Genomic DNA, 26,971 nt, shown 5'->3' with positions numbered 1-26,971 from the left:
TTTTATTTTTTGATTACCCTGAATGTCAATGCATTCTTCTGTGATTTTACATCAATGAATCTCAAAAAGTATAAGCCATCCGGATAATTCTCCAAATTCAATTGCTCTTCAGAACCTTCCTTTTTATTGATGTCTTGAGACATTAAAACATTCCCCTGAGCATTTACAAGCTGCATGACAAAATTATTTCGAAGAATTCGATCGTATTTGATTGTAATAACATCAACAGTTGGATTCGGATAGATATTGAAATTGGTAAATATTTCATCCGTAATGCCGAGTACCAATTCGACTACAATTCCTTCTTCACTAACAAATGCAGCTAAAACGAATTCATCATCAGAAACTCCTGCCTCGCCAATTTCAAACTGAACAAAGGAAGACTCATCCAATGGGATACCCGGGTATTCGACAAAGAAGCGATAGATACCCTGTGGTAAGAATCCATATTCAAACTCCCCATTCTCGTTAGTTTCACCGTAGGCTATCAGCTCGAATTCATCGTCGTTCTGACCTACACGTCCACCGGATCGTTTTCTTCTTAAACCACACTTACGTTTGGCTGCTCTTCTACGTGCAGAAATTTTGCCATTCTCATCTTCAAAGTCCTCTTCAATGGTACCACTTACTTTACCTTCCCCAGTATTAGGACCTCTTTCCTCTGGAGCAGCAGTGATTTGAATTTGGACCGTAGAGTCACTCGTCAATTCAAGGATATCAGCTTCCTCCCAAAGGAATGCATCACCATAGTAGGTCGCAACATATTTTTCAGGATCTGAATCGATATTCACTAAATAATCACCATGAAATACCGGATTGAATGTGAAATCTCCTCCTGCATTAGTTAATCTATCCAGGGTATCATAATTACCCGAAGGGCGAACCCTTAGAAGCAGTGCTTCCACTTCATCTGTGATCGGATTTTGATTAGCTCGCGATTCTACGGTCACTATTGCGCTTTCAAGATTGAAGGCGGCAAGGCCGTTGAAGAATCGGAAAGTCTCTCCGCTTGGCTTTCCCCCAAATGGTGAGGTGGATATCTCAGTAGAAATATTTCCACCTGTTAATGTGCCTCCTGCGATATTGGTAGAATATCCCTGTAGGGTTAGCTGTGCCTGAACAGACAAGCACAGAAAACATAAACTACAGTAAAATATTAGTTTAACTAGCTTTTTCATTTGCTCGCTGCTTTGCTAGTACCTAACATTTTAAGTAGTTGATCCATTTCTTTTCGAAGCGTTTCAACTTCTGATATTGAGGCTTTCAAAGTAGAATTTTCATTCTCGAGTTTCTCCACTTTGGCATTCAGTTCTTTGATTGCCTCAATCAATACTGCAGTCATCTGCGCATAATTAACCGCTTTCATTCCTTTATCATTGGTGTGCACAAATTCAGGATAAATTGCTTCTACTTCTTGGGCAATTACACCAATCTGATTAGCCTGTGATTTGGAAGCATCTTTCCATTGATAAGATACACCACGCATTTTGAGAGTGTTCTCTAATGGATTATTCAAATTCTGGATGTTCTTCTTAAGTCTTCCGTCTGAAGTTTGAACGCCCCCAGAAGTGGATTGAAGAATATCCGCAGCAATTGTGCCTGAAGCAGTCAGATTTCCAGGATCACCGTCTAAAGTGATAGTTGTAACAGCAAGACTATCTCTAACTTCCATAATGCCACCACCTGATCCTGAGCGTGAAGAGATATAGATTGTTTCATCAACTATTCCTCCGTTCGCTGTATTATAGACCGAAATTCTACCTGAGGTCTCACCAGCCTGGTCATCAGCAACAATTTCAATATTCGAACTAAAATCTCCAGATCCATTATCGTTCTGACCAAAAACCTGAACAATTCCTAACTCGCTATTATCCCACCATTGGCCTGATACATATACATTCCGAGTAGTTGGTCCATTGACCATTACTAGTCCACTCTTTCCTGATGGATCTCCACCTGCTTCATCTCTGTTTGAGCCAATCGCCGCAAGGAATGTTCCTTCATTATCATAGTAATCAGTACCACCTCTACGATAACCACCAGTAAATGGTATTGAGAAAACATCGTTGCTAGTCGTGTAATTACTAATTAGAACTTCCTGACCATCAGATGTTGTATTCATTCCATATAGATCGGCAAATGAATTTTCTCCATTTGATGTTGTTCCCGCGAAGAATGTCGCACGGTTGAATGAATTGGTAGCATCAGGGCTGCTTAGCTGTAAAGTTCCTCCTTCTATATTTCCTTGAAGATAGACACCTTCATTGCCTGCTCCATTGAGTGCTCTTATTGAATTGGTTGTAATGGTATCCGGTGCAATGTTTCCTCCAGAAGCTTGTGCTAAGGGCTGACCTTGAATAAATATCTGCTGCGCATCTATTGTACCATCACCATTAAGGAGAATTTGATCTGCTCCCGTTGAGTCACGAATGATAAGACCACCAGAACCGGATTCAAATATATTTCCTGTTAATTCAATTGTATGAGTGGTGTTACCAGTTGAATTATTGAAAAGCGAAATGTTTCCAAATTCATCGGTACCACTACCCGTTCTTCTGGTTGCCAGTTGACCAGAGTTATACCACCATCCACCACCATCATCTATACTTCCATATAAATTGATAGACGATAGATCATGATCCTCAAAGCTCTCTGAGCCTATTTGTATATTAATGCTGCTATCAGCCCATAATTCCAGCATTCCATTGGAACCAGATGCGTCTGAACCACCATCGTCTTGAACGATAGTCATTACTGCCTGACCACCTCCATTACTTCTATTTATTTCAAGCCTTGCAGTTTCCTCGGAGGAGTTTCCAAGTTGTGTGACACTAAATCTTCCCAAACCAAAATTTGCTTGAGCTGAACCTTCAATATAATATTCAGGAAGATTTCCATCTGCAAATGATCCAATGAGTGCTGCTCCGGAAAAAGTCTCGGTATCGTCAAAGGAGGTAAGTTGAACAAAACCATCATTATTTAATCCTCCAAACCATCCGACGGAATTATGAGCTTCGTTCCTGGTGAATAAGTTACCTCGACCGTTATTGGTTACTCTAAGTTGGGCACCTATGTTTCTTAATGAATCATATAGACCTAAAAACCCGGCGTATCCACCGGATGCACTTCCAAGAATCACTTTTGTTGAGTCATTCGCACCATAAAGTACCAGGCTTCCAGCATTATTTGGGTCGAAAAAGTTGAGATCAGCTTTGGTTTCTCCACTGTTTCCAACGACAATCACACTTTTTGATCTAATAGAATCCGGTTCAATTACTCCACCACCTGAACCTTCGATTGGTGTTCCGTCAATCAAAATTTGCTGAGCATTAATGGTCCCTGTAGAGCCATCCAAAGAAATGGTTTCAGCTTCTCCAGCATCCCTAAGAGAAATATTTCCACCTGTTGTAACTCCATCACCAGAGTTAAGATTTAGGGTAAACTGAGGGCCTCCTCCATCCTGAGAAGCATTTAAATTGATATTACTGATTGTGGATGTTCCTACATGCTCTGAGAAGATGTTATGTGTTGTGTTTCCATAATAATTGTAAAGATCTAAACCACCCCTGCGATATCCATCAGGAAGCTGACTCCCATCGATAAAAATATCCGTTGCATAAAGTTCAGCCATAATCTGAGCACCGTCATCAGCAGAATTGCCACCAAATAAAGAAAGAAAGCTATTTTGTCTTCCTTGAACTATGGTTCCTGTAGCCACAGCACTCCTTAACCCACCATTTGTAAAGTCTCGACCATTTAGCTGTAAGTATCCACCTGTACCTGTTCCTCTGTCAGTTGTAATAAATGCTCCGGTTTGATCAAGTGAATCTTTCAATAAGATCAGAGCATCATATCCATCATTATCTGCAACGGCTACTACCTTTCTAGTTCCATTAACCCCGGTCACTTCAAGCTCCGATGTTCTAATGGAGTCAATTCCTACAGGTCCTTCAGAATAGGGTAAAAATGGTGAATACAATGTCACCGGACTTAGCGCCTCGCCATTTACAGTGAGGTTCATGATGACCTCCGGACTTTCTTGAAAAAGTGTGTCAGGTAAAGGTGAAGTTTCACCAAGTACAACAGAATAGTACCCATCAGTGACGGATACATTGCTAATTGTTTCAGACCATGTTGGATCAGAAATACTGAATTCAATCGTTGCACTCCCCGTATAAGGTTTGCCACCATCCAACAATCGACCTTGAAATGGTAGTTTTTGTGCTATTGAAACACCCGCAATTAATAAAATGGATAGAGTTAGATAAAGCTTCTTCATGTTCTAAGGTTTATGCTTGAACCTCGAACCTATTCATCACCAGCCATTTGAACAATACCTCATTCGGGGTATTTTTATCAAATGCTTAAGCAGAGCCTTGATTGTTGAAAATAAAAAAGCCCCTTGGTGAGGGGCTTGAGTTTCTTAATGGCCGATTTGTTTAATATTCATCCTCATTGAAGAAGAAATCTTCTTTCGTAGGATAATCAGGCCAGATTTCCTCGATATTTTCAAATGGCTGTCCATCATCCTCTAGTTCCTGCAAGTTTTCTACCACTTCCAGTGGTGCTCCAGATCTAATAGAATAATCAATAAGTTCATCTTTCGTCGCTGGCCATGGGGCGTCTTCTAAGTAAGATGCAAGTTCTAGTGTCCAATACATATTCTAGCCTCTGTTTAATATCCTGTTTTAATAATGCGCGCAAATATATATGATTATATCATATACGCATGCTCTTCCAAAAATCGTTTATCGAAAGGTAATTTTCTTACACCAAAAGTCAAGAAAAAGTTGTAAAAAATTAAAATTCTTCTGAATCAACCCATTCCAGCAATCTGGATTTTACTTCAATCTTCCTTTTTTGACTCTTAATCTTATTTTCAACGATTTTGTTCATTTTCCCATCAAGTGATGAAAAATTGGCAGAATTCTCCTCGTAAGTCTTTAAATCTTCTTTATCTCGGGAGATAAGATCATTGATAATACCTTTTCGGATACCCTTCTTTTTTTCACTATCTAATTTAGCAAAATCTGGAAAACGCTTTTGAGTTAACTTTTTCACAAATTCTCTCTCGCCAAGTAGTTGGATAAGCTGAAGGCATTCGTGTTTTTCTGGATTTCTAGACTTATCTCTGAAAATCGATTTTTTTAATTTATCCAGCTCCTCCTTATTATATTCCTTTTTACCAGATTTTACATCATTCAATTCTTTCAAAATACTGGTGTAGTCAACCGATTGAAACTTTTTCCCTTTCAAATGCAAATTAAACTCACCACTCAGCGGCTTATAAAATTCAGCAGGTACACCTCCTACATCCTTCCAACGCTCTTTTAGTTCTTTGACACTATTGAATCTTTGTTGACCGTGGAGATCGACTAGTTTTTTTGCCTCTTCAACTAATTCTTCGTATTGCTTCTTCCTGTGCTCTACTAGCTTTTGTTTGTCTTCGAAAAATTTTTTCTTCCGATCGAAGAATTCTTTCAAAATTCCCCAAAAATCTTCTTCTAATTGATCGTTTTTATCATCCTCTGCACTACCAGTCTTGATCCACCTACTTTTAATGTCGTTGATTTTTTCAGTAGCCTCCTTCCAATTAACTATTTCAACACTTTGCTTTAATTCTTCAATAAGTGCTGTCTTAATTTCGGTGTTTCTGACCCTGTTTTTCTGAATGATATCCTTGACGAGATTTTCATATTTCTCTATCTGGTCGTGAAGATTTTGATAGTCTCCAAGCCCGTCGTGTTGTGGCAAGTGCTCCCTCAAATGGACCAGCTTCATCAAAAATGACCCTTTATTCTCTGTAGAGTCTATTTTTTCTGTTACCTCTTTAATCTTATTTTCAAGGTCATTGAATCGCTCCTGAAAAAACTGGATTGATTTATCTGGATCGCCATCACGTACTTCTCCAATTTCTCTATCGGGGTTTGTTCCCCATTCGCTGAGAAAAACTTTGTCGTCCTTAATAAATCCAAATGGTACCTGTGAGATGTCCAAGGGTGAGTGTAATTCTTAAATGCGTAGTATATTCGATTTCTAATCAAACTTAAGCATGTCAGACGAAAAGATCATCTTCTCTATGTCAGGGGTGAACAAGATTCATCCCCCACAAAAACAAGTACTTAAGAATATCTATTTATCATTTTTCTATGGTGCTAAAATAGGGGTCTTAGGACTAAATGGCGCAGGAAAATCGTCATTGTTAAGAATAATTGCTGGTAAAGACACAGATTTTCAGGGTGAAGTGGCTTTTTCACCGGGCTTTTCAGTAGGTATGCTCGAGCAAGAACCTGAGCTTGATCCTGAAAAAACTGTCATTGAAGTGGTTCGGGAAGGGGTGAAAGAAATCAATGATCTTCTTAAGGAATACGAGGAAGTCAATGCAAAATTTACTGAGCCGGAAATTCTAGAAGATCCGGATAAGATGAATAAGCTGATCGAGCGACAAGGGGCAATTCAAGAAAAATTAGATGCTACAGGCGCTTGGGAAATTGACCATAAACTCGAAAGAGCGATGGATGCGCTAAGAACTCCTTCTGAAGATGCTGTGATTAAGAATCTCTCTGGTGGTGAAAAAAGAAGGGTGGCTTTATGTAGGTTACTTTTAGAACAACCAGACGTATTGCTTTTGGATGAACCTACAAACCATTTAGATGCGGAATCAGTGCTGTGGCTAGAGCAACATTTACAGCAATATGAAGGGACTGTAATCGCCGTAACACACGATAGATACTTCCTTGATAATGTTGCTGGATGGATCTTGGAGCTAGATAGAGGCGAGGGAATTCCATGGAAAGGGAACTACAGTAGCTGGCTGGAACAGAAAGAAAAGCGACTTGCTAAGGAAGATAAACAAGAGTCTAAGCGTCAAAAGACTTTGCAGCGCGAACTGGAATGGGTAAGGATGAGCCCGAAAGGACGTCAAGCCAAAGCCAAAGCAAGATTAAGTGCCTATGATAAGCTGCTTGGCGAGGAAGCAAAGGAAAAAGAAAAGAATCTGGAATTATACATTCCGCCTGGTCCTCGATTGGGAGCTAAGGTTATTGAAGCAAGTGGTGTCTCAAAAGGTTATGAGGATAAGCTACTTTATGAGGATTTGTCATTTAGCTTACCGCAAGGCGGAATTGTAGGTGTAATAGGACCCAATGGAGCTGGTAAGTCCACCTTGTTCAAAATGATTACGGGCCAGGAACAACCAGATAACGGCACATTTGAAGTTGGAGAAACGGTAGTGATGAGTTATGTAGATCAGGAGCATGATCAGCTGGATCCGAATAAATCTGTTTATGAAGTAATCTCTGAAGGAAATGAAATTATTGACTTAGGAGGAAGAGAGATGAATGCACGCGCCTATGTTAGTAAATTCAACTTTTCAGGTCAGGATCAAGGGAAGAAAGTTAGCGCACTTTCCGGAGGAGAAAGAAACAGAGTACATCTGGCACTAACACTAAAAAGGGGAGCTAACCTGATTTTATTGGATGAGCCAACCAATGATTTGGATGTAAACACCCTTAGGGCTCTGGAGGAGGCACTTGAAAATTTTGGAGGATGTGCAGTAGTTATCAGTCACGATAGATGGTTTCTGGATAGAATAGCGACGCATATTCTGGCGTTTGAAGGCAATTCTCAGGCATATTGGTTTGAAGGTAACTTCACAGAATACGAGGAGAATAGAAAGAAACGATTGGGAGATGAAGCTCCAAAGAGAATTAAGTATAAGAAACTAATGGGCTAAGTAATTATGAAAAACCTAACCATAACCTGTTTATTTCTAGCAATAAGTTGTTCAATTATCGCACAAAAAACAATCATTCATGCAGGGATTATCATCGATGGTGTCTCTAAAAAACCAATGAATGAAAAATCAATCATCGTCGAGGGGAAGCAAATAACGTCTATCGAGGATGGATATGTTGATGCATCTGATGGAGATGTGGTTGTTGATTTAAAAAATCATACAGTCATGCCTGGCTGGATAGATATGCATGTACACATTGAAGGGGAATCAAGCCCCGATCGGTACATTAGAATGTTTACAGATAATCCTGCGGACAAAGCATTTCTCTCAGTGGACATTGCCAAGCGAACCTTGATGGCAGGCTTTACAACCGTGAGAGATGTAGGTGGCAGTGGCGTGAATGTCTCACTTAGAGAGGCAATTGCGAAAGGCTTGATTGATGGACCCAGAATTTTTACTTCCGAGAAGGGGTTATCAATAACAGGTGGACATGGCGACCCAACAAACGGATTCAGATCTGATTTAATGGGCGATCCAGGATCCAAAGAAGGTGTGGTTAATAGTGTTGAAGATGCAAGAAAAGCAGTACGTCAGCGCTATAAAAATGGAGCTGACCTTATAAAAATCACTGCGACTGGGGGCGTGCTTAGTGTTGCCAAAGATGGTAGTGGTGCTTCTTTTCAAGAAGAAGAAATCCGTGCAATTGTTCAAACAGCCTCTGATTTGGGGTTTCATGTGGCCGCTCATGCTCATGGGGATGAAGGTATGCGAAGAGCGGTTGCAAATGGTGTTAAGACCATTGAGCATGGAACTTATATGAGTGATGCAACCATGGATTTGATGATTCAGAAAAATTCCTACCTGGTGCCTACCATTACTGCAGGGATGGAAGTTGCTGAAAATGCCAAGAAGCCAGGCTATTATCCAAAAGTTGTGGCTGAGAAGGCAAAAGTTATAGGACCGAAAATTCAAGGAACTTTTGCAAGGGCATATAAGAAAGGTGTACCCATTGCTTTTGGAACAGATGCTGGCGTCTTTAAACATGGTGAAAATGCACGAGAATTCACTTATATGGTAGAAGCAGGGATGCCAGCTATTGAGGCAATTATTTGTGCAACTTCCAACAATGCTTCTTTACTTGGAATGGATGATCAGATTGGAACCCTAAAAGAAGGATTTATGGCTGATATTGTGGCCGTTCCTGGGAATCCACTTGAAGATATCGAAGTAATGAAAGCCGTCAATTTTGTGATGAAAGAAGGGAAAATCTACAAACGATGAACTTGGAATTGAATAAAAGATAGTAACCTGAGAGATCGGATTTTTTTGTTTTATTGCATTGATAGCTGTAATAAGTGTCTGATTTACAGGTTTGAATAATCAAAATTTAGTTGTAGATTATTCTAAAAAAGTTACGATGAAACCTGTATTACGTTTACTAATTATTCTAATCCCTGTTTCCGCATTTGCGCAAGAACAAGATTCCTTGGTATTAGATGCAACCCCTATTGACTTCAGAAGCAGAGAAAATACGATTCTCTCAATTATGAATGAAGGCGTAAAGCAATGGTATGAAGGAAACCCCGCGGGTTACGCAGCTTCTTTTGCAGAAGAAATTACATATTTTGATCCGGGGACAGATGGGAAACGAATAGAATCAAAAGATGAATTGACTAAAATTTTCTCTGAACGGAATACCGCATCAACTTATGAAATAATTGATCCTGATTTCCAGCATTCAAAAGAATTTTCTGTATTGACCTATCAAATTATTCAGGATTTTAAAGGAATTACGCTTCAATGGAATTGTACGGAAGTATATGCTGAAGTGGATGGACAATGGAGTGTTATTCACGGCCATTTTTCACCATTTTCTAATGAAGTAGCTACCATTCCAAAAAAGTTTTTATTTATAGGTGGTGGTGTTGGGCTCTTACTATTTCTTTTGCTAGGTATATTCATAGGAAGGAAGACAAAAAAGAATTAGTTAAGCGAGAATACGATCAAGAAAATCCCATAGTTGTTGTGGAGAAAGCTTATAAATGAAGTAGTTATAGTAAAAAACGGTAATTGATGGAAGAGTAATTGCGACGATAATTTTTACTATTTCTATCAAACTATAAGCCCTAAAAAAAGCCATTAGTACCCATGCGTTGTAAAGAAAATTGACAATGCCATAGACAAAAAGCACTTCTTCCTTTTGTGAATAAAATATAATGGGAATGAAAACAATTAAGATGAGAAATTGACCAACACCTATATAAAGATTTAGGATATAATGTTCAATAAGATTATAAGCTCTTTTAACAAACACAAGCCAACTAAAGAGACTGAAAAGGGGGATCGCGGTAAATGTAAAAAAGGAGAAATACTTTGTTGAGTATTGGTAAAATCCCATTATGTTATCAAGTGCGATTAGGTCAGCGTTAATAAATGAAAACGTGTCAAATTCAAAGGTTAAAAAGTTGGTGAATGCTCCGATTATTAAGAATAGTTTGAATGGATTAGCAAATCCAATTCTACCTCCCGAAACATAGTGTCTGATCGCATGTCCAGGACGCTTTAGCAGTAAATAAAGCGTATGAGCAAAACCTTTATCAAAATCGACAGAGTCTAGTATTTGATGACCAATATGCTTCCACTCAAATCGATCGGTATTGGTTTTCTGACCACAATTCGGACAATACTTTTCTGTTGCGTGCCTGCCACAATTTTTGCATTCCGTTGTTTTAGTATTCGAATTTTCCAAGCTAGATTTTAATATAATCTATAAAAAAATCAGCTGAAATCGAATTTTTCAATATTTGTAGAACATAATCAAGGGTGTGAAGCAGATATAAAAAAAGCTCAGTTTCCCGAGCTTCTAATGTCTAACATCTAAATATCTAAACTACATTTTCCTCACTTTCCCGCTACCTGATGAATTTGAGTTTATTCTTTTTGGCTCACCTGAATAATAAACACTTCCACTGCCAGAGATGCTGGCATCTATTTCCTCACTTGCTGTGATGTAGCAGCTTCCTGAACCGCTTATCCGTGCTTGAAAAAATTTCACTGTCATATCCTCTGCCTTTACTCTACCAGAACCACTTATTTTGGCTTCTGCTTCATCGGCTGATCCATTTAGCTTGATACTACCTGATCCTGAAATTCTCAAGTCTATCTCTTCGGCATCAAGATCCAGATCTAAATCACCAGAGCCACTAACTGAGATGCGTACATTGTCAGTATTGAGACGACCATCGCTTTCAATTGTGCCGCTACCACTTACAGATAGTGCTTCAATTTCATTCATTGTTACAAAAACTGTTACTTCAGAACGTCTCCATCCATTTCCCCATCCCCAGTTTCCTTCTCTTTTGATGACAAGACGATCTCCCTTCAGATCAAATTCAATTTCATCAAAAATGTCATTATCACATTCAATTTCGACACTTGTTGTTGATCCTTGTTTTACGTAAACTGTTGCAGAAATACCTAATGATAATTCTGAGAAATTTCCTACATCAACGTTTCTTTTTTGTCCAAATGATGGAAGGAATATAGTGATGGATAATAATAGGGTAGCTAAAGTCTTCATGGTCATTAGTTTTTTTAATTAGAGACAGACCTTGGAAGATAAGGTTGCATTTGAAAGTTAATTATTACTCCATTCAAGGTCATTCAGTCTTTGTGATCTCCAAAAATTACTTAGCATGCTGAAGGTTATTCGAATGTTAAAATACTCTCCATCTAACGCACTGCCACCCGGATTTTTATAATCGGTCCAGTTGTATCTAAAATGAATACCAATGAAATTTTCGGATAGAAACTTGTACTTAAGAACCATGCCAACATTTTGATTGAAGCTGTTTAAAAACTTTGAATCCTCTCCATAATCATTATCTGCTGTTAAAGCAGTAATTCGATCATATCCTATTCCAGGTGATATGCCGATATCTAATCTTTTAGATTGTAAAAAGTCAAAAGTGTATTCAAATCCCACATACATCCCGGTCCATTTATCATCAGTAATCAAAGAGTCATTGTAAATAAACGAATATGGTTCTTTCGAAGCTCCTATTCTGAAGTCCATAATGAAGTCATAATTATGTCTCATGGTCTTACCTCCGATTACAAAACCCATAGTTGGGCGACTTCCAAAAAATGAAATATTTTCATAATGTTGAACAGCCCCTGTTATAAACCCTATATGAGTTTGTGGTTCATCAAGTGTTCTGCTTATTGCTTCTTCGTAAAGCTTTTTTAGTTTACTAGAAGTCGGAGCATTACTTATTTCTTTAAATGATGGAGTTTTAGAGGCATAGAAATTAAGTATTAGTTGCTCGTCTATGTTTTCCGAAGTTGTTTCATGGGCAATTAGCCTAACTATGCTGTCTATTGCATAATTTATTTCCAGATCATAATTTATTTCCTGTTGCCTTGTCTCCACCAAACAACTGTAATAATAACTAACCTCATTTATTCTTCTATAACTGACCAACTCATTGATCTGACTCATTGTAATTTGGTCTGAGTCATATCTCCCAGACCGAATATGAGTAATTGTTTTTAACCAATCTGCCTCTTTAGGATTCATGCACTTACGTTTCCAATATTTGATGAAAAGCAGAATGCTATCTGGTTCATCAGATTTATAATAGCCTAGAATTAAATCTGGTGCATTGTATAATACATCCTGACAAGTGATAAATGGGTTTGATAAGATTTTCTTATCAAAAATATCCTGAGTCAACACTGGTGTTATGCATGCTAGCCCTACTATGAAATTGACGATTTTCATTAATCAACTTTAACGAAAATCCAGAGCACCTACATGAAATTGGATAATGAATTAGATGAATTCACTCATTAAAGTGAGCAACAAATAAGATTGTGGGATGAGTGTCAATATGGTTTTTCTCCCACCCAGTTTCCAGGAGGATCATAGTTACATACCCATATGTCCATGCCATCGCAAGTGATTTTGGCACATCCTACTTTTTGAGTGGTTTTCCATACAATCTGCGTATAATGCCCACACATTTTACCAGGTTTACATTTATTTCTATTGTAATTGTAGTCGGCCTTTTCACTTGCCCAGGCATCTACAACATATGCAGCATCAAAAGCTCCAGTTGTACCTTTAAATAGATTTTCACCAAAATCATTATCCGGTCGGTGTTCCCATCCACAATCTTTATTTTTTAATTTTCTTGCCCAGTCTGCAGCAAGATTGGCCATGTCTTCAGACCACTCAAGCTTTGTGGTTACTCCAACGTCAGCTCGCCAATAGTTATGCCTTTCCAATATCATTTGAATTTCCTCATCTGATAGTTTGGTCTGGTCAACATCAGTTAATGAAGATGCTAAAATGAGGGTGAAAAGCACAAAGAATATTTTCATTGAGTCGTTATTTCAGGTTCTTCCCTTCGCATAAATAAAAATACATGCTAATTAAAACGCACCAATACTACTAAAAGATATAGCCAGAAGAAATGTGACCAAAGCTGTTGGTTACATGCATTCATTTGCTTTTTTATATTCTTTAACAAATACAATTAACTAACTGGCAGGGATTTTGATTCATTTAATTATGATAGCTAAGAACAAAATTTGTTCTAGTCTTTTTTGGTTAGTTGAGGGCCCTGTCCGCTAGTTGGCGGATGGGGTTTCTTTTTTCCAATAAAAGACACTTTTCCATGGATTCTGTTGTAGAGATATATAAATTGAAAAAAATCCTTAAATCGTTTTGGAATCAACTATTTCAACGCAATTGAGCCTTTTAGAAACTTATAAACAAGTTAGATCGCATACAGAATATTTATGCGAACCACTTGAAATTGAAGACTTTGTCGTTCAGCCAGTGCTGGATGTAAGCCCTCTAAAATGGCACTTAGGACATACAACCTGGTTCTTTGAAACCTTTGTTTTAAAGCCTAATGATCACAACTATAAAGAGTTTCACCCGAAATATCCATACCTATTCAACAGTTACTATGTTTCTGCAGGTGATCGCTGGGAAAGAGCAAGCAGGGGGCAGCTTACTCGTCCAACAGTAAAAGAGATATTTGATTACCGCAAATATGTCGATCAGGCGATGCATCAATTTCTCAGTGATGGGAATATTTCTGAAGAGCTTAAAAATGTTATCATTTTGGGATTCAATCATGAACAACAGCACCAAGAGTTGTTTCTCTATGATATCAAGCGAATTCTAGGAGACAATCCATTGTATCCTTCCTATCGAGAAGATCTTAAAGAAACGAAGGCTATTAATGAGAAATTCGAGTGGTTGAAAATGGATGAGGGAATTTATGATATTGGATTTGATGGCGCTGGCTTTCATTTTGACAATGAGAGAGGAAAGCACAAAGTTTTCCTTCATGAGTTTCAGATTGCTTCAGCCCTTGTCACCAATGGAGAATTTATTGAATTCATCAAGGATGGTGCCTATAGAGATCCAATGCTCTGGCTATCGGAGGGATGGGATTGGGTGCAAAAAAATGAAGTGAATGCGCCAAGATATTGGCATCAGGAAGATGGTGGCGAATGGTGGAACTATACATTAGGCGGTTACAGAAAAGTTAGTGATGACGACCCGCTTTGTCATATTTCTTATTACGAAGCAGATGCTTTCGCCAGGTGGAAGAATGGTCGATTACCTACTGAACAGGAATGGGAAGTGGCTTGTAATATGTATTCACCAAATGTTCTACTAAAGACGAATTTTGTTGATAACAGACAGTTTAAGCCTATCCAGACCTCAGATTATGATTTTTTTGGAAATGTCTGGGAATGGACAGCTAGTGCGTATACGGCATATCCCTATTACCGTCCACCCAAAGGAGCATTAGGGGAGTATAACGGAAAATTTATGGTGAATCAGATGGTGCTAAGAGGAGGCTCCTTTGGTACATCCAGGAATCATATTCGGTCAACTTATCGAAATTTTTTTCATCCTCATTTAAGATGGATGTTTTCGGGTATCCGTTTAGCTAAGCATATTTAAAATTTATGACTAAAGAACTCACTACACTATCACCTTTTGCAGAGGATGTTTTGAACGGACTGCATACGGAAAACAAGCATCTTCCGTCCAAATATTTTTACGATGCAAAAGGAGATGAATTATTTCAAAGGATCATGCATCTTAATGAGTACTATCTCACAAGAAAGGAATTGGAGATATTTCAAACCCACAAAGAGGCAATCTTAAAAGCGATCAATGGAACGGAGACTTTTCGAATCATTGAGCTTGGCGCTGGCGATGGGCTAAAAACAAAGGTGCTGCTCAAGCATTTCATGGAGGCAAAAGTGGATTTCACCTATACTCCTGTCGATATTTCCGGGAATGTATTGGAGATTTTAGAGGGTAATTTGAAAGACGAAATACCTGGTTTAAAGATAGAATCTTACGAGGGAGACTATTTTGATGCGTTGGCAGAGATCGCTGAGAGTCCAGAAAAGGATATAGTATTTTTTCTTGGTTCTAATGTTGGAAATTTTACTGAGAAAGAGGCCGTTGCTTTTCTATCGAAGCTTCAGAATTTTCTAAAAAAAGGAGATCTACTCTTCATGGGCGTTGACCTTAAAAAAGATCCATCAATTATCTTAAATGCTTATAACGATTCAGAAGGGGTTACCCGTGAGTTCAATCTTAACTTGCTTGACAGAATAAATGACGAGTTAGACGCTAATTTTAATAGAAATCAATTTCTGCATTATCCGTATTACAATCCGCATACCGGAGAGTGTCGGAGCTACTTAATCAGTAAGATTGATCAAGTAGTAGAAATGATGGACGAAGAAATCCATTTCAATGCATGGGAAGCAATCTTCATGGAAATTTCCAAGAAATATGATCATAAGCAATTGGCACATTTAGCAGAAGCTTCCGGTTTTGACTTTAAACAGGAATTTCTGGATTCAGAAAGCTGGTTTGCTGATGTGCTTTGGGAGAAATAAAAGTGCGCATGAGAAGATTCGAACTTCCACGGGATTGCTCCCACCACCCCCTCAAGATGGCGTGTCTACCAATTCCACCACATGCGCAGATTGGGATCGCAAAAATAGCTTTTCAAATTGAACTTGCAATTGTATCATCACCATTTTGGTAAAGCTGACATGCAAGTAGTGGTAAATAGAAAAGCCGAAATGATTATTCCGGCTCTTATTATTTGAAAAATAAATTTCGTTTAATGTTCATGCTCATGTTCCTCACCCTCCTCTGGCAATGAATGAGTGGCATGATAGCTATGCGTGATTTTTTCAGTTTGAGAAAGCAATAGTGCTGAAACAATGAACACCATGTGGATAACAATCTCGATGATAACTCCTTCAGTACTTGTTTTCTCTACTTCATTTCTGTAATTCATAAACGTTTTAAGTAGGTATACCCCTGAAATGGAAGCAAGTGACGTAGCTAACTTAATTTTTAACTGGCCAGCGTCTAGTCCTTCAAGCCATAAAGGCTTGTCCTCATGCATGTCTACATCAATCCGGCTTGTGAAAATTGAATAACCTCCTATGGTTACCATTACAACCAAATTCATTACCATGGAAATATCCACTAGTCCCAGGACTTTAATCATCACCTCAGTTTCATCCCAAATAGTGATGTACTTCATCATGTATAAAAGTTCTTGAAAGAACTTATATAAGTAAAGAAATGAGGCAATTATTAATCCAGTGTAAAGAGGTGCTTGCACCCACCTACTCCAGAAAATGAAACCCTCAAAAAAACTCTCAAATCGGCTTAATAGTGAATTATTGTTGTTATCCATTAGATACTGAACTGTTATTTCTACCAGAAATATAAATGATAATTTGAAGGAAGTCCTTTCACTTAGCGAAATTAAATCAATCTTCGTCAAATAATACCAATGTACCTCCTATATAGTCATGTAACGCCCTTCTTTTTCCATCAAAAAAGATCAAAACAAAGCCACTAAAACAAATAAGAAGAGAAAGGAATTTAGAGATATTTCGAAGTACCACTTTCAATAAAGAGGCTTTTTTATAATCGGAATTAGCGATTTTAATCTTTGTCAAGATTTTGCCTGGCGTAGCTCGATATTTACTAGACTCAAAAATGATGTAATAGCCAAAATAAATACTGGTTAAAAGGAGATAGTCATATCTGGAAGGTTCAATAACCCAGGTAGCTGCATAGAAAAGCATCAAAATTGGGAGAAGGTCTATGTTGTGTGCCAACAGCCTCGTCCAAAAATCAGCATATTTGATTGTCTTATTCAATTGTTAACTTTATCGAATCACTAAAATCGACAAACTAAAATGAAAGTCTTAAAAGTAATTGGAATCATAATTATAATAATTCTGGTTCTCGGCCTAGCCGGTATCTTATTTGGACCATCTGAAGTTCACATGGAACGCCAAATTTCTATTAATGCGCCCGTAGAGACTGTTTTTGATGAGGTCAATGGGTTCCGAACATTTGATGATTTTTCGGCTTGGTCAGAGGTAGATACTACAGCAACAATTATTATTGAAGGCCCCACTTCTGGAGTAGGAGCACGATATAGTTGGGATAGTGATAATCCCGATCTAGGAAAAGGTAACATGGAGATTATTGAGTCAGATGAAAACATGATGGTTACATCAACCATGAGTTTCGAAGGATATCCGGGCAAGCCGACGGTTTCCTGGATTTTAAACGAAGAAAATGGCACCACCAATGTTACTTACACGTATGATGAAACTGAAATTTCAGGGATTATGAAGCTATTGTCATTTGCTACTGAAGGTATGATTGGACCGATGTATGACAGAACCTTAGAAAAGCTTAAAGCACGGGTTGAGTCACGGCCGGACTTTACATATGAGATAGATAAAGTTCAGACGGAAGCTCAAGCGTATGTTGGAGTCAATGCAGCTTCATCTTCTGCACCTGAAGCCATTGGTGCTGCAATGGGAGAAGCATATGGTAAGGTGATGACATATTTGAGTTCAAACGCTATAGAAATGCAAGGACCTCCAATTTCAATCAATATCAGCTATGATGAAGAGAATGCAGAAATGATATGTGGTATACCAGTAGCGGAAGTAATGAAAGTTGATGGTGATTTGGTAAGTGGAGAAACTTATGCCGGTACTGCACTTAAGGCAGTTTACTATGGTAATTATGATAACATTGGAGCTGCGCATGAGGACATCAATGCGTATATCTCCTATTACATGCATGAGAGAAATGGACAACCATGGGAAGAATACATAACTGACCCCATGTCTGAGCCAGATACAAGCAAATGGATGACCAACGTGTATTATCCAATTAAATAGAAGTTTTAGTCCCCCCTCTTACATGGAGGGGGTATCTCAGAATTGGAAAAAATAAATTATACCCCGACATAGGTAGTGTAAGTTGAACACCATTTTTTTACCTTTCAGAAAGTAACCTACCTAGTAATGCCATTTAAGTTTTTAATATTAAGAATACTTAGTGTATCCGTAATAATTCATTGCTCCCATCTTGGATTTGCTCAATCACTGGAAAACATAAATACGGGAGCAGTTGTGAAACAAGCCAAAGTGAGTTTTGATGGTTCTAAAATGGTTTTCCTTGCAAACTATTTTGGGAGTTTCAAACCATATATTTCGGAATATTCTGGTGATTCATCCAAGTGGGGAAAGCCAATTAAAATATTTGATGATTCAAAAATTGATGGTTTTGAGATAAGAGACCTTCAACTCAACTTTGATAATAACAAAATTTACTTTTCAGCTAAAAGTGAGGTCAAACCAGATTTCGATATATTCTATTCAGAATTTAAAGGAGGTATATGGTCTGAGCCAATTGAGCTGGAAATAGGTGTCAACACGACTGAAGATGAATTAGGACCCGCTATTTCTGCTGATGAAAAGAAAGTGCTATTCACACGACCACTTCCTCCTGATGCGAAAGCGGATGAATTTTGTGGGCAATTGTATTATACGGAATTGACAGAATCAGGTACTTGGGCTGAACCGGTATTACTACCTCCAGCTTACAATACTGGATGTGTCTGTACTCCATACTATTCAAGAGATAATAAAACCTTTTATTACTCATCGTATGAAGATATTGAGGATGCAGAAGGTAAGCGGGTAGCCAAAAAGCAGTTTTCGGTTTTTTGGGCCAAAATCGATGGATTGTTTAGATATAATCCAAAGCCAATTATGTCGATAATAGGAGATAATGATCTAGTATACCCCTCATTAGATAGAGATAGTACACTTTACTATAATGTAGGGGAATACTCTAAAGGCGAAGATCGCATCACATCTATGATACTTTCAAAAGAGCTGAGTAAAGCTTTTCAAACTACAGAAATGACGCTTGTTACTGGTAAAGTATCTGATGAGCAAGGGAATCCACTTTCAGCAGGAATTCAGGTGATAAATCCTTATACCACCAAAGTTTATCAGGAAGCCTTTAGTGACGTAAATGGTGAATACCAGTTGTTTGTTCCAACGAATGAACAGTTTTCTCTGCTTGCCTACAAGGATAAATACTCTGCTCAATCAAAATTAATTGAGACAAAACAGCTTACACTAATCAATGATTTCGAGCTGTTTCCAAGTGTTGATGTTACATTCAATGTATTTGACGAAGATTTTTACTTCCCGATTGATGCCGGGCTTTCACTCTATGATTCAGATTTTCAGCTTATTGAGAATATGCAGATTACAAGAGGGGAGCAAACTGTCCTGGCTTTAGGTCAGGAGTTGAATATCATATTCAATTCTGAAAATTACTTTCCAGATACACTCAATCTGCCTTTCGATGAGGAAGTAATTTTTGATTTTTTTGATTTTGATATAGAACTCAAGAGAAAGCTAAAAGATGTTTCATTGTCCTTTGAAGATGAATCTGGTAATAACCTAGGTCTTGAAATCACTGTCTATAATGTGACTCGAAATGAGAAAACGAAAAGAACAGTAAAGGATGGAAAAATTACACTGCAATTACGAGATGGTGAAGTGTACGAAATTAGTACCTCTGCTGAAGGGTATAGTTATTACTCTGCAGAATTAGATCTTGCTCAGGAGCAAGAACTCAAGGAAATGAGCGCTACACTCCAATCAGTAGAAAATATCTCATTAGTGCTAGAGAATATCACTTTTGAGTACAACTCATATGAACTCAATGCTGGTTCTTATGATGAGCTCAATAAGCTAGTGAGCTACCTACAGGAAAATGATCAATACAAAGTTGAAATTTCTGCTCATACAGATAATGCCGGGCCGGAAAAATACAATCTCCAACTTTCAAATCTTAGAGCAAACTCTGTTTTGCAATACCTTCAGGATAACGCGATTAATAAGGACCGGCTGGAGGCTGTAGGATATGGTGAGTCTCTTCCTCGCTTTCCTAATGATACCGAGGAAAACATGGCAAAAAACAGACGTGTTGAATTTAAAATCCTAGCCGAAAATTGATATGAAAAAGCATTGGATTGTACTGATACTGATTACGAGCATATCTGCTTCTGCTCAAACCGGAGCGTATAAAAAAATCATTAATGAAAGAGCTACGGTAAATAAGGAAGTTTACTACGATCAACTCATTCAATTTCAAAAAGAAAATGTGGAATTTTCTAATGTCTATTTCCAGCTTGGAACACTAGAACTAAACAATTTTTCAGAGTTAGATCCTATTGTCGATCGTGTTGCCTCAAGACAAAGAATATATAATGCAAAAACCAATTTTGGTTTGGCTAAAAACTACCTGGATGAGAGAGAAATTTCTAAATACCCCGATTGGTATGATGTGCCTGATCTGAAGGATAAAGATTCAGTGACGCGTATGGGTGTTAGGAAAATTGAAAACAATTATGAGAACACTGAATCCTATGCGATAAAATATGAGAAGCTAATCGAGAATTATGATAGGGCAGTTTACCATTATTTAAAAGCCAGAGAGAGTTTCATTGCCATCAATACAAGCGCAGATAATCTTAGGCAATTATTCTTGAAGGCAGATGATTCTTTAAAAACTGCTGTAAAATCAGTAGGTATAAGTTTCGATTCATCCATGTATCATCTGAGCATTTATAGGGAATTGTACCAGCAGCTTCCTTATACAAAGAAGAGAGAAGTAAATGTGAACAAAAGAATCATTGATCATTTCAGGATGAATGGGATTACTCCTGCTAATTTCTTAGCCGATAATATTGATGTCTGGGATTATAAGCAATGGTCCGAGCGATTTCTGAATTTACTCAAAGAAGAAGTGGATGGATTGCAGGAAGAAATTAAAAATGCCTACAAATTTTTTATGGCTACCAATGATCGAATGATCAATGGAGATGAATGTATCCAGGCTGAATTGGATGATCTTAAATTTCAGAGAATCATCAATCTCATAACTAAATATGATAATGAATCTGTTTTAATTGATATTTTTCAATACCTGATCGCAAAATTAGAGTATGGTAATAAGCTAACGTATGAAAGGAATTGTAATGAATTAGATGTGCCTCCAACCAATGACTACATTTCTCGAAAAGCACGTATCTATCAAAATTTATTTACCTCCTTTCAAAAGGCGGACAGTCTGGATAACCAAATCATTTCCTCCAATCATGGTCAGTCAACTTTCCAATGGTTTTTTGATGAAATGATGCCCGGTGATAATGGAAGTGCGGTATTTGCAAATGATCAGAAAGAGGAAAATTATGAGTCATTCAAAGTGGAGCTTCAGGGCTTAATGGATAAGCTGAATTTGCAATCATTTAATACAGATTCAGTGTCTGAGTGCTATGAAGCAGACAGTATTTTCTTAATTCCAGGCGCATTACAGGAAGGTAATTTCTGTGCTTCCAAATTGATTGAGTTGAGTGATAGTTTACATTTAATCCAGGGTAAACGAGGAGATGAAAATTTGTTGATCGGAGCAAGTAAACTTGAAGAAGATTACCAAAAATCATGGGAGCAAAGCACTAATAAAAATGATGAAATTTCTTATTTCAAGATTGTTGGCGATAGTTCCATCGTCATTGGTGGAAATACATCAAAAGCATGGCTTACACAACTCACAACCAGTGGAGGTGAATATTTCACATCCACTCTCAAGGAAAGTGATCAGATTAAAAATGTAATTGTCAATCAACTTCAGGGGATAGTCACTGTTTTGCAAAAAGGGGAAAACTCATTTACCATTTCCAGAATAAATTTTAACGGTAAGGTTGAGTCGTCCAAAAAATTTGAGTTTGAAGGAGCGTATGCAGGGATGATACGTCAAGAGCAATCGTGGTGGGTATTTGCGCATCATCAATCTCAAGATGGGACTGTTATTAATGCTGCGGTATTCGATGAAAAACAAGGAGCTGTTGTAGATACTATTAGCTATCAAATGAAGTCTTCATTATTAGATCCTGCAATCATTAAAAATGACAATGAGTACCTTACAATAATTTCAAAAAACAATGACTCAGACGAAGAAATTGTATATGCTTTAATGAATTATGAAGGTAAAATTGAATACGAGATTATTTTTTAATGTACTGATATTTGTTGTACTAGCTCCATGTGTTCTTGGTCAAGATCAGGTAGATTTTGGTAGTGAAGTTGACAAGATTGAACTCCTAATTAATAGTCAATCATTCGAGGAGGCCACTGAAGCATTAATCGGCCTTCAGGAATCTTTGGTCAACACTTCGTTAATAGATCAGGATACGGTTAAGCTATTTTTCTCATCCAAATTAGCCTTTGTAGCCTCTAGGCTTGGTGATTGTGAAACCACCATTATGCGAAGTAAAGAGGATGTCTCATTGAGATCGGAAATTTATGGATTGGGTGATCCGGTCACATTATCAGCATCTCGAAATTTAGGCATCTACTATCTCAACTGTGATTCATTGAAAAAAGCGGATAGTGTGCTTACCCGCACTGTTGAGGTTCACAAAAATGAAATCGGAACTCCTGATGAATTGTATGCACGAACACTTGACGATTTGGCTTATGTGAAAGGGAAGCTAGGGGATGTTTCATCAGCTGAGAAAAATTATGATGAGCTGTTAGGTCTTTTGGGAGATAATAAAAGCACATTTTACTTGCATGTAGCTGAAAATTATAGTGCGTTGCTTATGTCTTCCGAAAAGTATGAGAAGGCAGCCGTATTTTATGAGGATCTTAAAAGTTACATGGCTCAGAAAGATGAATATCCATTTTTCTTGAAGGATTACTATAACGTATTTGTACACTTAAAGGATTATGTAAAAGCCCTGGAAACTGCTACAGAGCTACTTTCCTGGTGTCAGGATAATGAAGTTTCATGTAGTGAGTCAGGACTGGAACGCAATGAATTTATCTTAAACAGCGCTCGATTGGCCATCCTGCTTTTTAATTATGAGGAAGCAGAAAAATACTACTTGCAGGCAGAATCAATTTATGAATCTTCCCCTATTTACTTAAACATTCTTTTAGAACAAGCCGAATTATTTGACGCTATCGGAGAAAAATACAAACAACTTAATGCATTAAGCAAATCATTGATTGCCCATCGATCACGAGATATTACTGATAGCAGCACCTATACCAAAACTGTGTTGGAACTAGGAAAACTCCATACTGAGATGGGTAGATTTGAACGAGCAGATGAGCTATTTTCAAACTATATAGAAGACTTAGAATCAAGCAGTGATACTAAACCAGAAAAGTTGGCAGTTGCCTACCAATCATTAGGTAATCAGCGCTATTTACTCCAAAACTTTAAGGATGCAGATAAATATTTAACTCAAGCCCGCAACATTCTCCAGGATGAAGGAAAAAAGGGCCAAAAAGAATATGCATCAGTCTTAAATAGTTTGGGAGCATTGTATGAAGCATTGGCGAATTATAACAAAGCAGAAGACAATTATCGTGAGGCACTAAGTATTTCCAAAGATGAAAACTCAGGTTTAAGAATTGCGCTGGCAACTAACCTGGCTAATGTATTGACCCGAACCAATCCTGCGAATGATTCGATTTTGGTGCTATTTAATCAAGCAATTAATTGGCAGAAAGAATCTTCAGGTATTGGTCATCCGGCTTACGCAAATTTGTTGAGTAATCGAGCGGTTTACTATCAGAAGAATGAGGAATACGAGCTGGCTCTTACAGACTATGAAGAAGCTATAAAGATATTCCAGTACACGGTACAGGAGGATCATCCACAATACTTATCTGCTCAATCCAATGTTGGGTTATTGTATGACCTGATGGAGAGAAGAGATGAGGCGATGAAAATTTTATTGGATACGAAAGAGAAGTATGCAAGGTATTATTCAGAGTCCCATCCTGGCTACATCCGCACGGTCAATAACCTGGCAAATCTTTATACCAAAACGGAGCAATATGAACTAGCTGAACCACTACTCATAGCCTTGGCAAAGAGACAGGTTGAGGAAATCAATGAATCATTTACTTATTTGTCTGAATCGGAGAAGAAGACATTTGTTGAGGAGAAACAAAAGTTGCTAAATAACTTCAAGGTGTATGTAGTAGCTCGATCAACCAATGAAGAAGGAAGTATCAAACCTGAGGTAATAGAAGAGTGGTACAACTTAGAACTTAGCACCAAGGGGATGCTTTTGAATGCTACCAAGCAAGTAAGAGAGCAAATTTTCAATAGTGGGGATGCTGAATTGATAAATCTTTTCTCAGAATGGACGGTGGCCCGAAAACAAATAGCAGACTTGCAATCATTGAAAAGTGAGCTTAAGCAAAGGAGTCAGCAAAGGCTCGATAGTCTTTCACAAAAGATCAATACATTAGAAAAGGAATTATCAAGGAAATCTGCAGAGTTTAATAATTCATTTGCTGGCACATCCCCAACATTTGATCAAATTCAGAGTAAGTTGGGACCGGGAGAAGCTACTGTTGAAATCATACGGACTGAGCTAAACGGTGAAGGTGTTTATACAGCACTTGTAGGTATATCGTCACAAGATAACCCTACGTTGATTGTCATCGATAAAGGAATCGAATTTGAAAAGAAGGCATTCAGTGTTTATAAGAATGGGATCAAGTTTAAAGTAGAAGATACTAAGTCATTTGAAACCTATTGGAAAAAAGTAGATGATTTTCTGAAATCCAATAACATTCAAAAGATATATTATTCTCCTGATGGCATTTATCATAAGATTAGTATCAATACCATTTACAATCCGAATGCAAAAGATTACCTGATTGATGAATTAACTATTGTTCAGTTAAGCTCTTCAAAAGATCTTTTATCATTGAATTTCTCCTCGGAGGGGGATGAAATCAGCAATGTCCTTTTAGTAGGAAGGCCGTCCTACAAGATTGGAGAGGCAAACACTATATCGGGAACAACACGGAGTTTTTCAATGATCAGCAATGTGGCAGATTTACCCGGGACAGAGGAAGAAATAAAAGAAATTCAGCAGCTAGTTGAAAAATCAAATGTGGTGTGTAAAACATTGCTATTGGATGAGGCAAATGAAGAAACTGTAAAATCAGAATTGAACAAAGAACTTGTTCATATAGCAACGCATGGTTTTTTCATGGAAGATGATAAAGCTCCAAGCACTGATCCAATGCTTAGTTCTGGATTATTGCTGGCTGGAGTGAGTAATGAAAAAACAGGGGATAATTCAGAAGACGGAGTGCTGACCGCTTATGAAATCATGAATCTTGGGTTAAACAATCTGGAGATGGTTGTATTAAGCGCATGTGAAACTGGGCTTGGAGAGATCGCATCGGGTGAGGGAATTTATGGATTGCAGCGCGCATTTTTTGTAGGAGGAGCTAAATCAGTAGTGATGTCCTTATGGAAGGTCGATGATGAAGCTACCAAAGATCTGATGACGACTTTTTATAAGGATTATTTGAAAAACGGGAACAAGCGCGAGGCATTTCTTAACGCGCAGCGCAAGATCAAGAAGAAATACAAAGACCCCATTTACTGGGGTGCTTTTGTAATGCTTGGTGGCTAAGATTTAAAGCTTCGCTGTTATTGCAATCTTATTTATGTTTAGATACTTTTGCCCACCGTTTACGGAAGATGCCTGAGTGGCGGAACTGGTAGACGCGCACGACTCAAACTCGTGTTCCGCAAGGAGTGCCGGTTCGATTCCGGCCTCAGGTACAAATCCTTCTCAGTTTTCTGGGGAGGATTTTTTTATGATCCACGAGGAGTTCAACTGAGTCTTTGGACCGTCCGTCCCAGGTGCAGGATCCTACTCGCTTTTACACTCAAGCAAATCTTATCCCTGTCAATTATAAAAATGGCAATAGTATGTTCTTAAATGCTCATTTTTTTAAAATCTAATAAAATAAGGTCCATATTTTTTTGGAATTTAAATTGGTATACCATAAATTGGTCGACCAATTAGTATATTTATAAATGGAAATACTTAATAATTTCTCTCAAATTGAAGTCGAAACCCCGGTTGATAAGATTATTAGGCAGATCAGAGATTTGATTACCTCCGGTCAGTTAAAGGCTGGTGATCGGTTGCCTTCAGAGCGGAAATTGAGTGAAAAACTAGGAGTTGGACGAACGCATCTAAGAGAGGCTCTTCAAAAACTAGAATTTTACGGAATTCTAAAAACAAGACCACAGAGCGGAACGGTAGTAGCGGGAATGGGAATACCAGCGCTAGAGGGTCTTATCACTGATATGCTAGGACTTCAGGGAAGAGATTTTAAATCTTTGGTAGAAACAAGGGTCATTCTCGAGTCTAACATCGCACAACTAGCTGCACAAAACAGATCCGACGAAGATATTATTGAAATAAAGAATGCATTGAATGCTCATCGAGTGAAGATTGAGCACAATCAAGACGCAGTAGAGGAAGACTTGCTCTTTCACCTCAAAATTGCTGAAGCAGGCAAGAATTCAGTCCTTAACTCTTTGATGTTAATTATTACTCCCGACATCATGCAATATTTCAAAAAGCACAATGTATGTGGGGAAGGCAGAGCTGAATTGGCCGTGGAGCAACACGAGCAACTTTTACAACACATCGTAGATAGAAACCCTGATAAAGCTGGGGAAGCGATAAAGGAGCATTTAAAGGAAATAAGTGAATACGTCAAAACACTTAAAGACGGAACGCAACTAAATGGAAATGGAGTATTAACAACCTAATTCAAAAAAAATATGAGCGGATTTAATTCAAGATAAAAAGAGAGGACCAGCCAAGGGCTGATCCTACAATTTGAGCGGAGCAAAAAATAAAATATCAATTTGGCTATCGGTATTTATCTCAGGCTCCTTTGATTGTTGCAAAAATACGAAAAGCA

General features: G+C 38.0%; 20 protein-coding genes and 2 tRNA genes. 11 read left to right on the top strand and 11 right to left on the bottom strand.

The window, feature by feature from the left end:
* Positions 1-2: 2 nt before the first annotated feature.
* From ACOMC3_RS14505 to ACOMC3_RS14490, 4 genes are all read right to left on the bottom strand, one after another.
* Positions 3-1,178, bottom strand: a complete 1,176-nt coding sequence (locus ACOMC3_RS14505) for a T9SS type A sorting domain-containing protein (RefSeq protein WP_420316602.1) — start codon at positions 1,176-1,178, stop codon at positions 3-5.
* The gene (locus tag ACOMC3_RS14500; RefSeq protein WP_420316601.1) at positions 1,175-4,279 is read right to left on the bottom strand and encodes a tail fiber domain-containing protein; all 3,105 of its coding nucleotides are present in this window, start codon (positions 4,277-4,279) and stop codon (positions 1,175-1,177) included. The genes ACOMC3_RS14505 and ACOMC3_RS14500 overlap by 4 nt, the downstream gene beginning before the upstream one ends.
* Before the next feature lie 160 nt (positions 4,280-4,439).
* Complete coding sequence (locus ACOMC3_RS14495; RefSeq protein WP_089356648.1) at positions 4,440-4,661, bottom strand: DUF2795 domain-containing protein; 222 nt, start codon at positions 4,659-4,661, stop codon at positions 4,440-4,442.
* 139 nt (positions 4,662-4,800) lie between these two features.
* On the bottom strand, positions 4,801-5,997 hold the full coding sequence (locus ACOMC3_RS14490; protein ID WP_420316600.1) for a DUF349 domain-containing protein: 1,197 nt from the start codon (positions 5,995-5,997) through the stop codon (positions 4,801-4,803).
* Between the two features lie 55 nt (positions 5,998-6,052).
* Here ACOMC3_RS14490 and ettA point away from each other — a divergent pair, with 55 nt between their 5' ends.
* The 3 genes from ettA (at position 6,053) to ACOMC3_RS14475 (ending at position 9,725) form a co-directional block, all read left to right on the top strand.
* Entirely contained in the window at positions 6,053-7,735 is a 1,683-nt protein-coding gene (gene ettA, locus ACOMC3_RS14485) for an energy-dependent translational throttle protein EttA (protein WP_420316599.1), read from the top strand.
* A 6-nt stretch (positions 7,736-7,741) separates the two neighbouring features.
* Positions 7,742-9,019 (top strand): amidohydrolase family protein, encoded by a 1,278-nt coding sequence (locus tag ACOMC3_RS14480; protein WP_420316598.1) that lies wholly within the window; start codon positions 7,742-7,744, stop codon positions 9,017-9,019.
* Between the two features lie 136 nt (positions 9,020-9,155).
* The gene (locus tag ACOMC3_RS14475) at positions 9,156-9,725 is read left to right on the top strand and encodes a nuclear transport factor 2 family protein (protein ID WP_420316597.1); all 570 of its coding nucleotides are present in this window, start codon (positions 9,156-9,158) and stop codon (positions 9,723-9,725) included.
* On the opposite strand, the gene ACOMC3_RS14470 is transcribed toward ACOMC3_RS14475, so the two are convergent.
* The 4 genes from ACOMC3_RS14470 to ACOMC3_RS14455 form a co-directional block, all read right to left on the bottom strand.
* Positions 9,726-10,487: a DUF3667 domain-containing protein gene (locus ACOMC3_RS14470; protein WP_420316596.1), complete on the bottom strand. Its 762-nt coding sequence runs from the start codon at positions 10,485-10,487 to the stop codon at positions 9,726-9,728. It lies immediately after the preceding gene.
* Between the two features lie 141 nt (positions 10,488-10,628).
* Positions 10,629-11,318, bottom strand: a complete 690-nt coding sequence (locus ACOMC3_RS14465) for a head GIN domain-containing protein (RefSeq protein WP_420316595.1) — start codon at positions 11,316-11,318, stop codon at positions 10,629-10,631.
* A gap of 57 nt (positions 11,319-11,375) precedes the next feature.
* Entirely contained in the window at positions 11,376-12,521 is a 1,146-nt protein-coding gene (locus tag ACOMC3_RS14460) for a hypothetical protein (protein ID WP_420316594.1), read from the bottom strand.
* A gap of 104 nt (positions 12,522-12,625) precedes the next feature.
* The gene (locus ACOMC3_RS14455; protein ID WP_420316593.1) at positions 12,626-13,123 is read right to left on the bottom strand and encodes a CAP domain-containing protein; all 498 of its coding nucleotides are present in this window, start codon (positions 13,121-13,123) and stop codon (positions 12,626-12,628) included.
* Between the two features lie 370 nt (positions 13,124-13,493).
* Between ACOMC3_RS14455 and egtB the strand changes: the two genes are divergently transcribed.
* Together egtB and egtD are read left to right on the top strand one after the other, a co-directional pair.
* The gene (gene egtB / locus ACOMC3_RS14450; protein WP_420316592.1) at positions 13,494-14,729 is read left to right on the top strand and encodes an ergothioneine biosynthesis protein EgtB; all 1,236 of its coding nucleotides are present in this window, start codon (positions 13,494-13,496) and stop codon (positions 14,727-14,729) included.
* A gap of 5 nt (positions 14,730-14,734) precedes the next feature.
* Positions 14,735-15,685, top strand: a complete 951-nt coding sequence (egtD, locus tag ACOMC3_RS14445) for an L-histidine N(alpha)-methyltransferase (RefSeq protein ID WP_420316591.1) — start codon at positions 14,735-14,737, stop codon at positions 15,683-15,685.
* Positions 15,686-15,688: 3 nt separating this feature from the next.
* Here the strand turns inward: egtD and ACOMC3_RS14440 are convergent.
* The 3 genes from ACOMC3_RS14440 to ACOMC3_RS14430 all read right to left on the bottom strand — a co-directional run bounded on the left by ACOMC3_RS14440 (position 15,689) and on the right by ACOMC3_RS14430 (position 16,975).
* Positions 15,689-15,772 (bottom strand) — tRNA-Leu (locus tag ACOMC3_RS14440).
* Positions 15,773-15,915: 143 nt separating this feature from the next.
* Positions 15,916-16,503 (bottom strand): TIGR00645 family protein, encoded by a 588-nt coding sequence (locus ACOMC3_RS14435; protein WP_420316590.1) that lies wholly within the window; start codon positions 16,501-16,503, stop codon positions 15,916-15,918.
* Positions 16,504-16,579: 76 nt separating this feature from the next.
* Positions 16,580-16,975, bottom strand: a complete 396-nt coding sequence (locus ACOMC3_RS14430; RefSeq protein ID WP_420316589.1) for an RDD family protein — start codon at positions 16,973-16,975, stop codon at positions 16,580-16,582.
* A 39-nt stretch (positions 16,976-17,014) separates the two neighbouring features.
* Between ACOMC3_RS14430 and ACOMC3_RS14425 the strand changes: the two genes are divergently transcribed.
* The 6 genes from ACOMC3_RS14425 to ACOMC3_RS14400 all read left to right on the top strand — a co-directional run bounded on the left by ACOMC3_RS14425 (position 17,015) and on the right by ACOMC3_RS14400 (position 26,816).
* Entirely contained in the window at positions 17,015-18,019 is a 1,005-nt protein-coding gene (locus ACOMC3_RS14425) for an SRPBCC family protein (RefSeq protein ID WP_420316588.1), read from the top strand.
* Between the two features lie 126 nt (positions 18,020-18,145).
* Positions 18,146-20,158, top strand: a complete 2,013-nt coding sequence (locus ACOMC3_RS14420) for an OmpA family protein (protein WP_420316587.1) — start codon at positions 18,146-18,148, stop codon at positions 20,156-20,158.
* Position 20,159: 1 nt separating this feature from the next.
* Positions 20,160-22,220, top strand: a complete 2,061-nt coding sequence (locus ACOMC3_RS14415; protein WP_420316586.1) for a hypothetical protein — start codon at positions 20,160-20,162, stop codon at positions 22,218-22,220.
* Positions 22,186-25,659 carry a CHAT domain-containing protein gene (locus ACOMC3_RS14410; RefSeq protein ID WP_420316585.1) on the top strand — a complete coding sequence of 1,158 codons (3,474 nt, stop codon included), beginning with the start codon at positions 22,186-22,188 and terminating at the stop codon, positions 25,657-25,659. Before ACOMC3_RS14415 ends, ACOMC3_RS14410 begins: the two co-directional genes overlap by 35 nt.
* Before the next feature lie 70 nt (positions 25,660-25,729).
* Positions 25,730-25,811 (top strand) — tRNA-Leu (locus tag ACOMC3_RS14405).
* Positions 25,812-26,069: 258 nt separating this feature from the next.
* Positions 26,070-26,816: a FadR/GntR family transcriptional regulator gene (locus ACOMC3_RS14400; RefSeq protein WP_420316584.1), complete on the top strand. Its 747-nt coding sequence runs from the start codon at positions 26,070-26,072 to the stop codon at positions 26,814-26,816.
* Positions 26,817-26,971: the final 155 nt, after the last annotated feature.

Origin of the sequence: Ekhidna sp. (genome assembly GCF_965212185.1) — a bacterium.
Classification (GTDB): Bacteria; Bacteroidota; Bacteroidia; order Cytophagales; family Cyclobacteriaceae; genus Ekhidna.
This window is presented reverse-complemented; position numbering and strand designations above follow the sequence as displayed.

Excerpts from the sequence above, each read along its gene's own strand:
- ACOMC3_RS14505 (WP_420316602.1), bottom strand. The coding sequence starts at position 1,178 with ATGAAAAAGCTAGTTAAACTAATATTTTACTGTAGTTTATGTTTTCTG.
- ACOMC3_RS14500 (WP_420316601.1), bottom strand. The coding sequence starts at position 4,279 with ATGAAGAAGCTTTATCTAACTCTATCCATTTTATTAATTGCGGGTGTT.
- ACOMC3_RS14495 (WP_089356648.1), bottom strand. The coding sequence starts at position 4,661 with ATGTATTGGACACTAGAACTTGCATCTTACTTAGAAGACGCCCCATGG.
- ettA (WP_420316599.1), top strand. The coding sequence starts at position 6,053 with ATGTCAGACGAAAAGATCATCTTCTCTATGTCAGGGGTGAACAAGATT.
- ACOMC3_RS14480 (WP_420316598.1), top strand. The coding sequence starts at position 7,742 with ATGAAAAACCTAACCATAACCTGTTTATTTCTAGCAATAAGTTGTTCA.
- ACOMC3_RS14475 (WP_420316597.1), top strand. The coding sequence starts at position 9,156 with ATGAAACCTGTATTACGTTTACTAATTATTCTAATCCCTGTTTCCGCA.
- ACOMC3_RS14465 (WP_420316595.1), bottom strand. The coding sequence starts at position 11,318 with ATGAAGACTTTAGCTACCCTATTATTATCCATCACTATATTCCTTCCA.
- ACOMC3_RS14460 (WP_420316594.1), bottom strand. The coding sequence starts at position 12,521 with ATGAAAATCGTCAATTTCATAGTAGGGCTAGCATGCATAACACCAGTG.
- ACOMC3_RS14455 (WP_420316593.1), bottom strand. The coding sequence starts at position 13,123 with ATGAAAATATTCTTTGTGCTTTTCACCCTCATTTTAGCATCTTCATTA.
- egtD (WP_420316591.1), top strand. The coding sequence starts at position 14,735 with ATGACTAAAGAACTCACTACACTATCACCTTTTGCAGAGGATGTTTTG.
- ACOMC3_RS14435 (WP_420316590.1), bottom strand. The coding sequence starts at position 16,503 with ATGGATAACAACAATAATTCACTATTAAGCCGATTTGAGAGTTTTTTT.
- ACOMC3_RS14425 (WP_420316588.1), top strand. The coding sequence starts at position 17,015 with ATGAAAGTCTTAAAAGTAATTGGAATCATAATTATAATAATTCTGGTT.
- ACOMC3_RS14420 (WP_420316587.1), top strand. The coding sequence starts at position 18,146 with ATGCCATTTAAGTTTTTAATATTAAGAATACTTAGTGTATCCGTAATA.
- ACOMC3_RS14415 (WP_420316586.1), top strand. The coding sequence starts at position 20,160 with ATGAAAAAGCATTGGATTGTACTGATACTGATTACGAGCATATCTGCT.
- ACOMC3_RS14410 (WP_420316585.1), top strand. The coding sequence starts at position 22,186 with ATGAAGGTAAAATTGAATACGAGATTATTTTTTAATGTACTGATATTT.
- ACOMC3_RS14400 (WP_420316584.1), top strand. The coding sequence starts at position 26,070 with ATGGAAATACTTAATAATTTCTCTCAAATTGAAGTCGAAACCCCGGTT.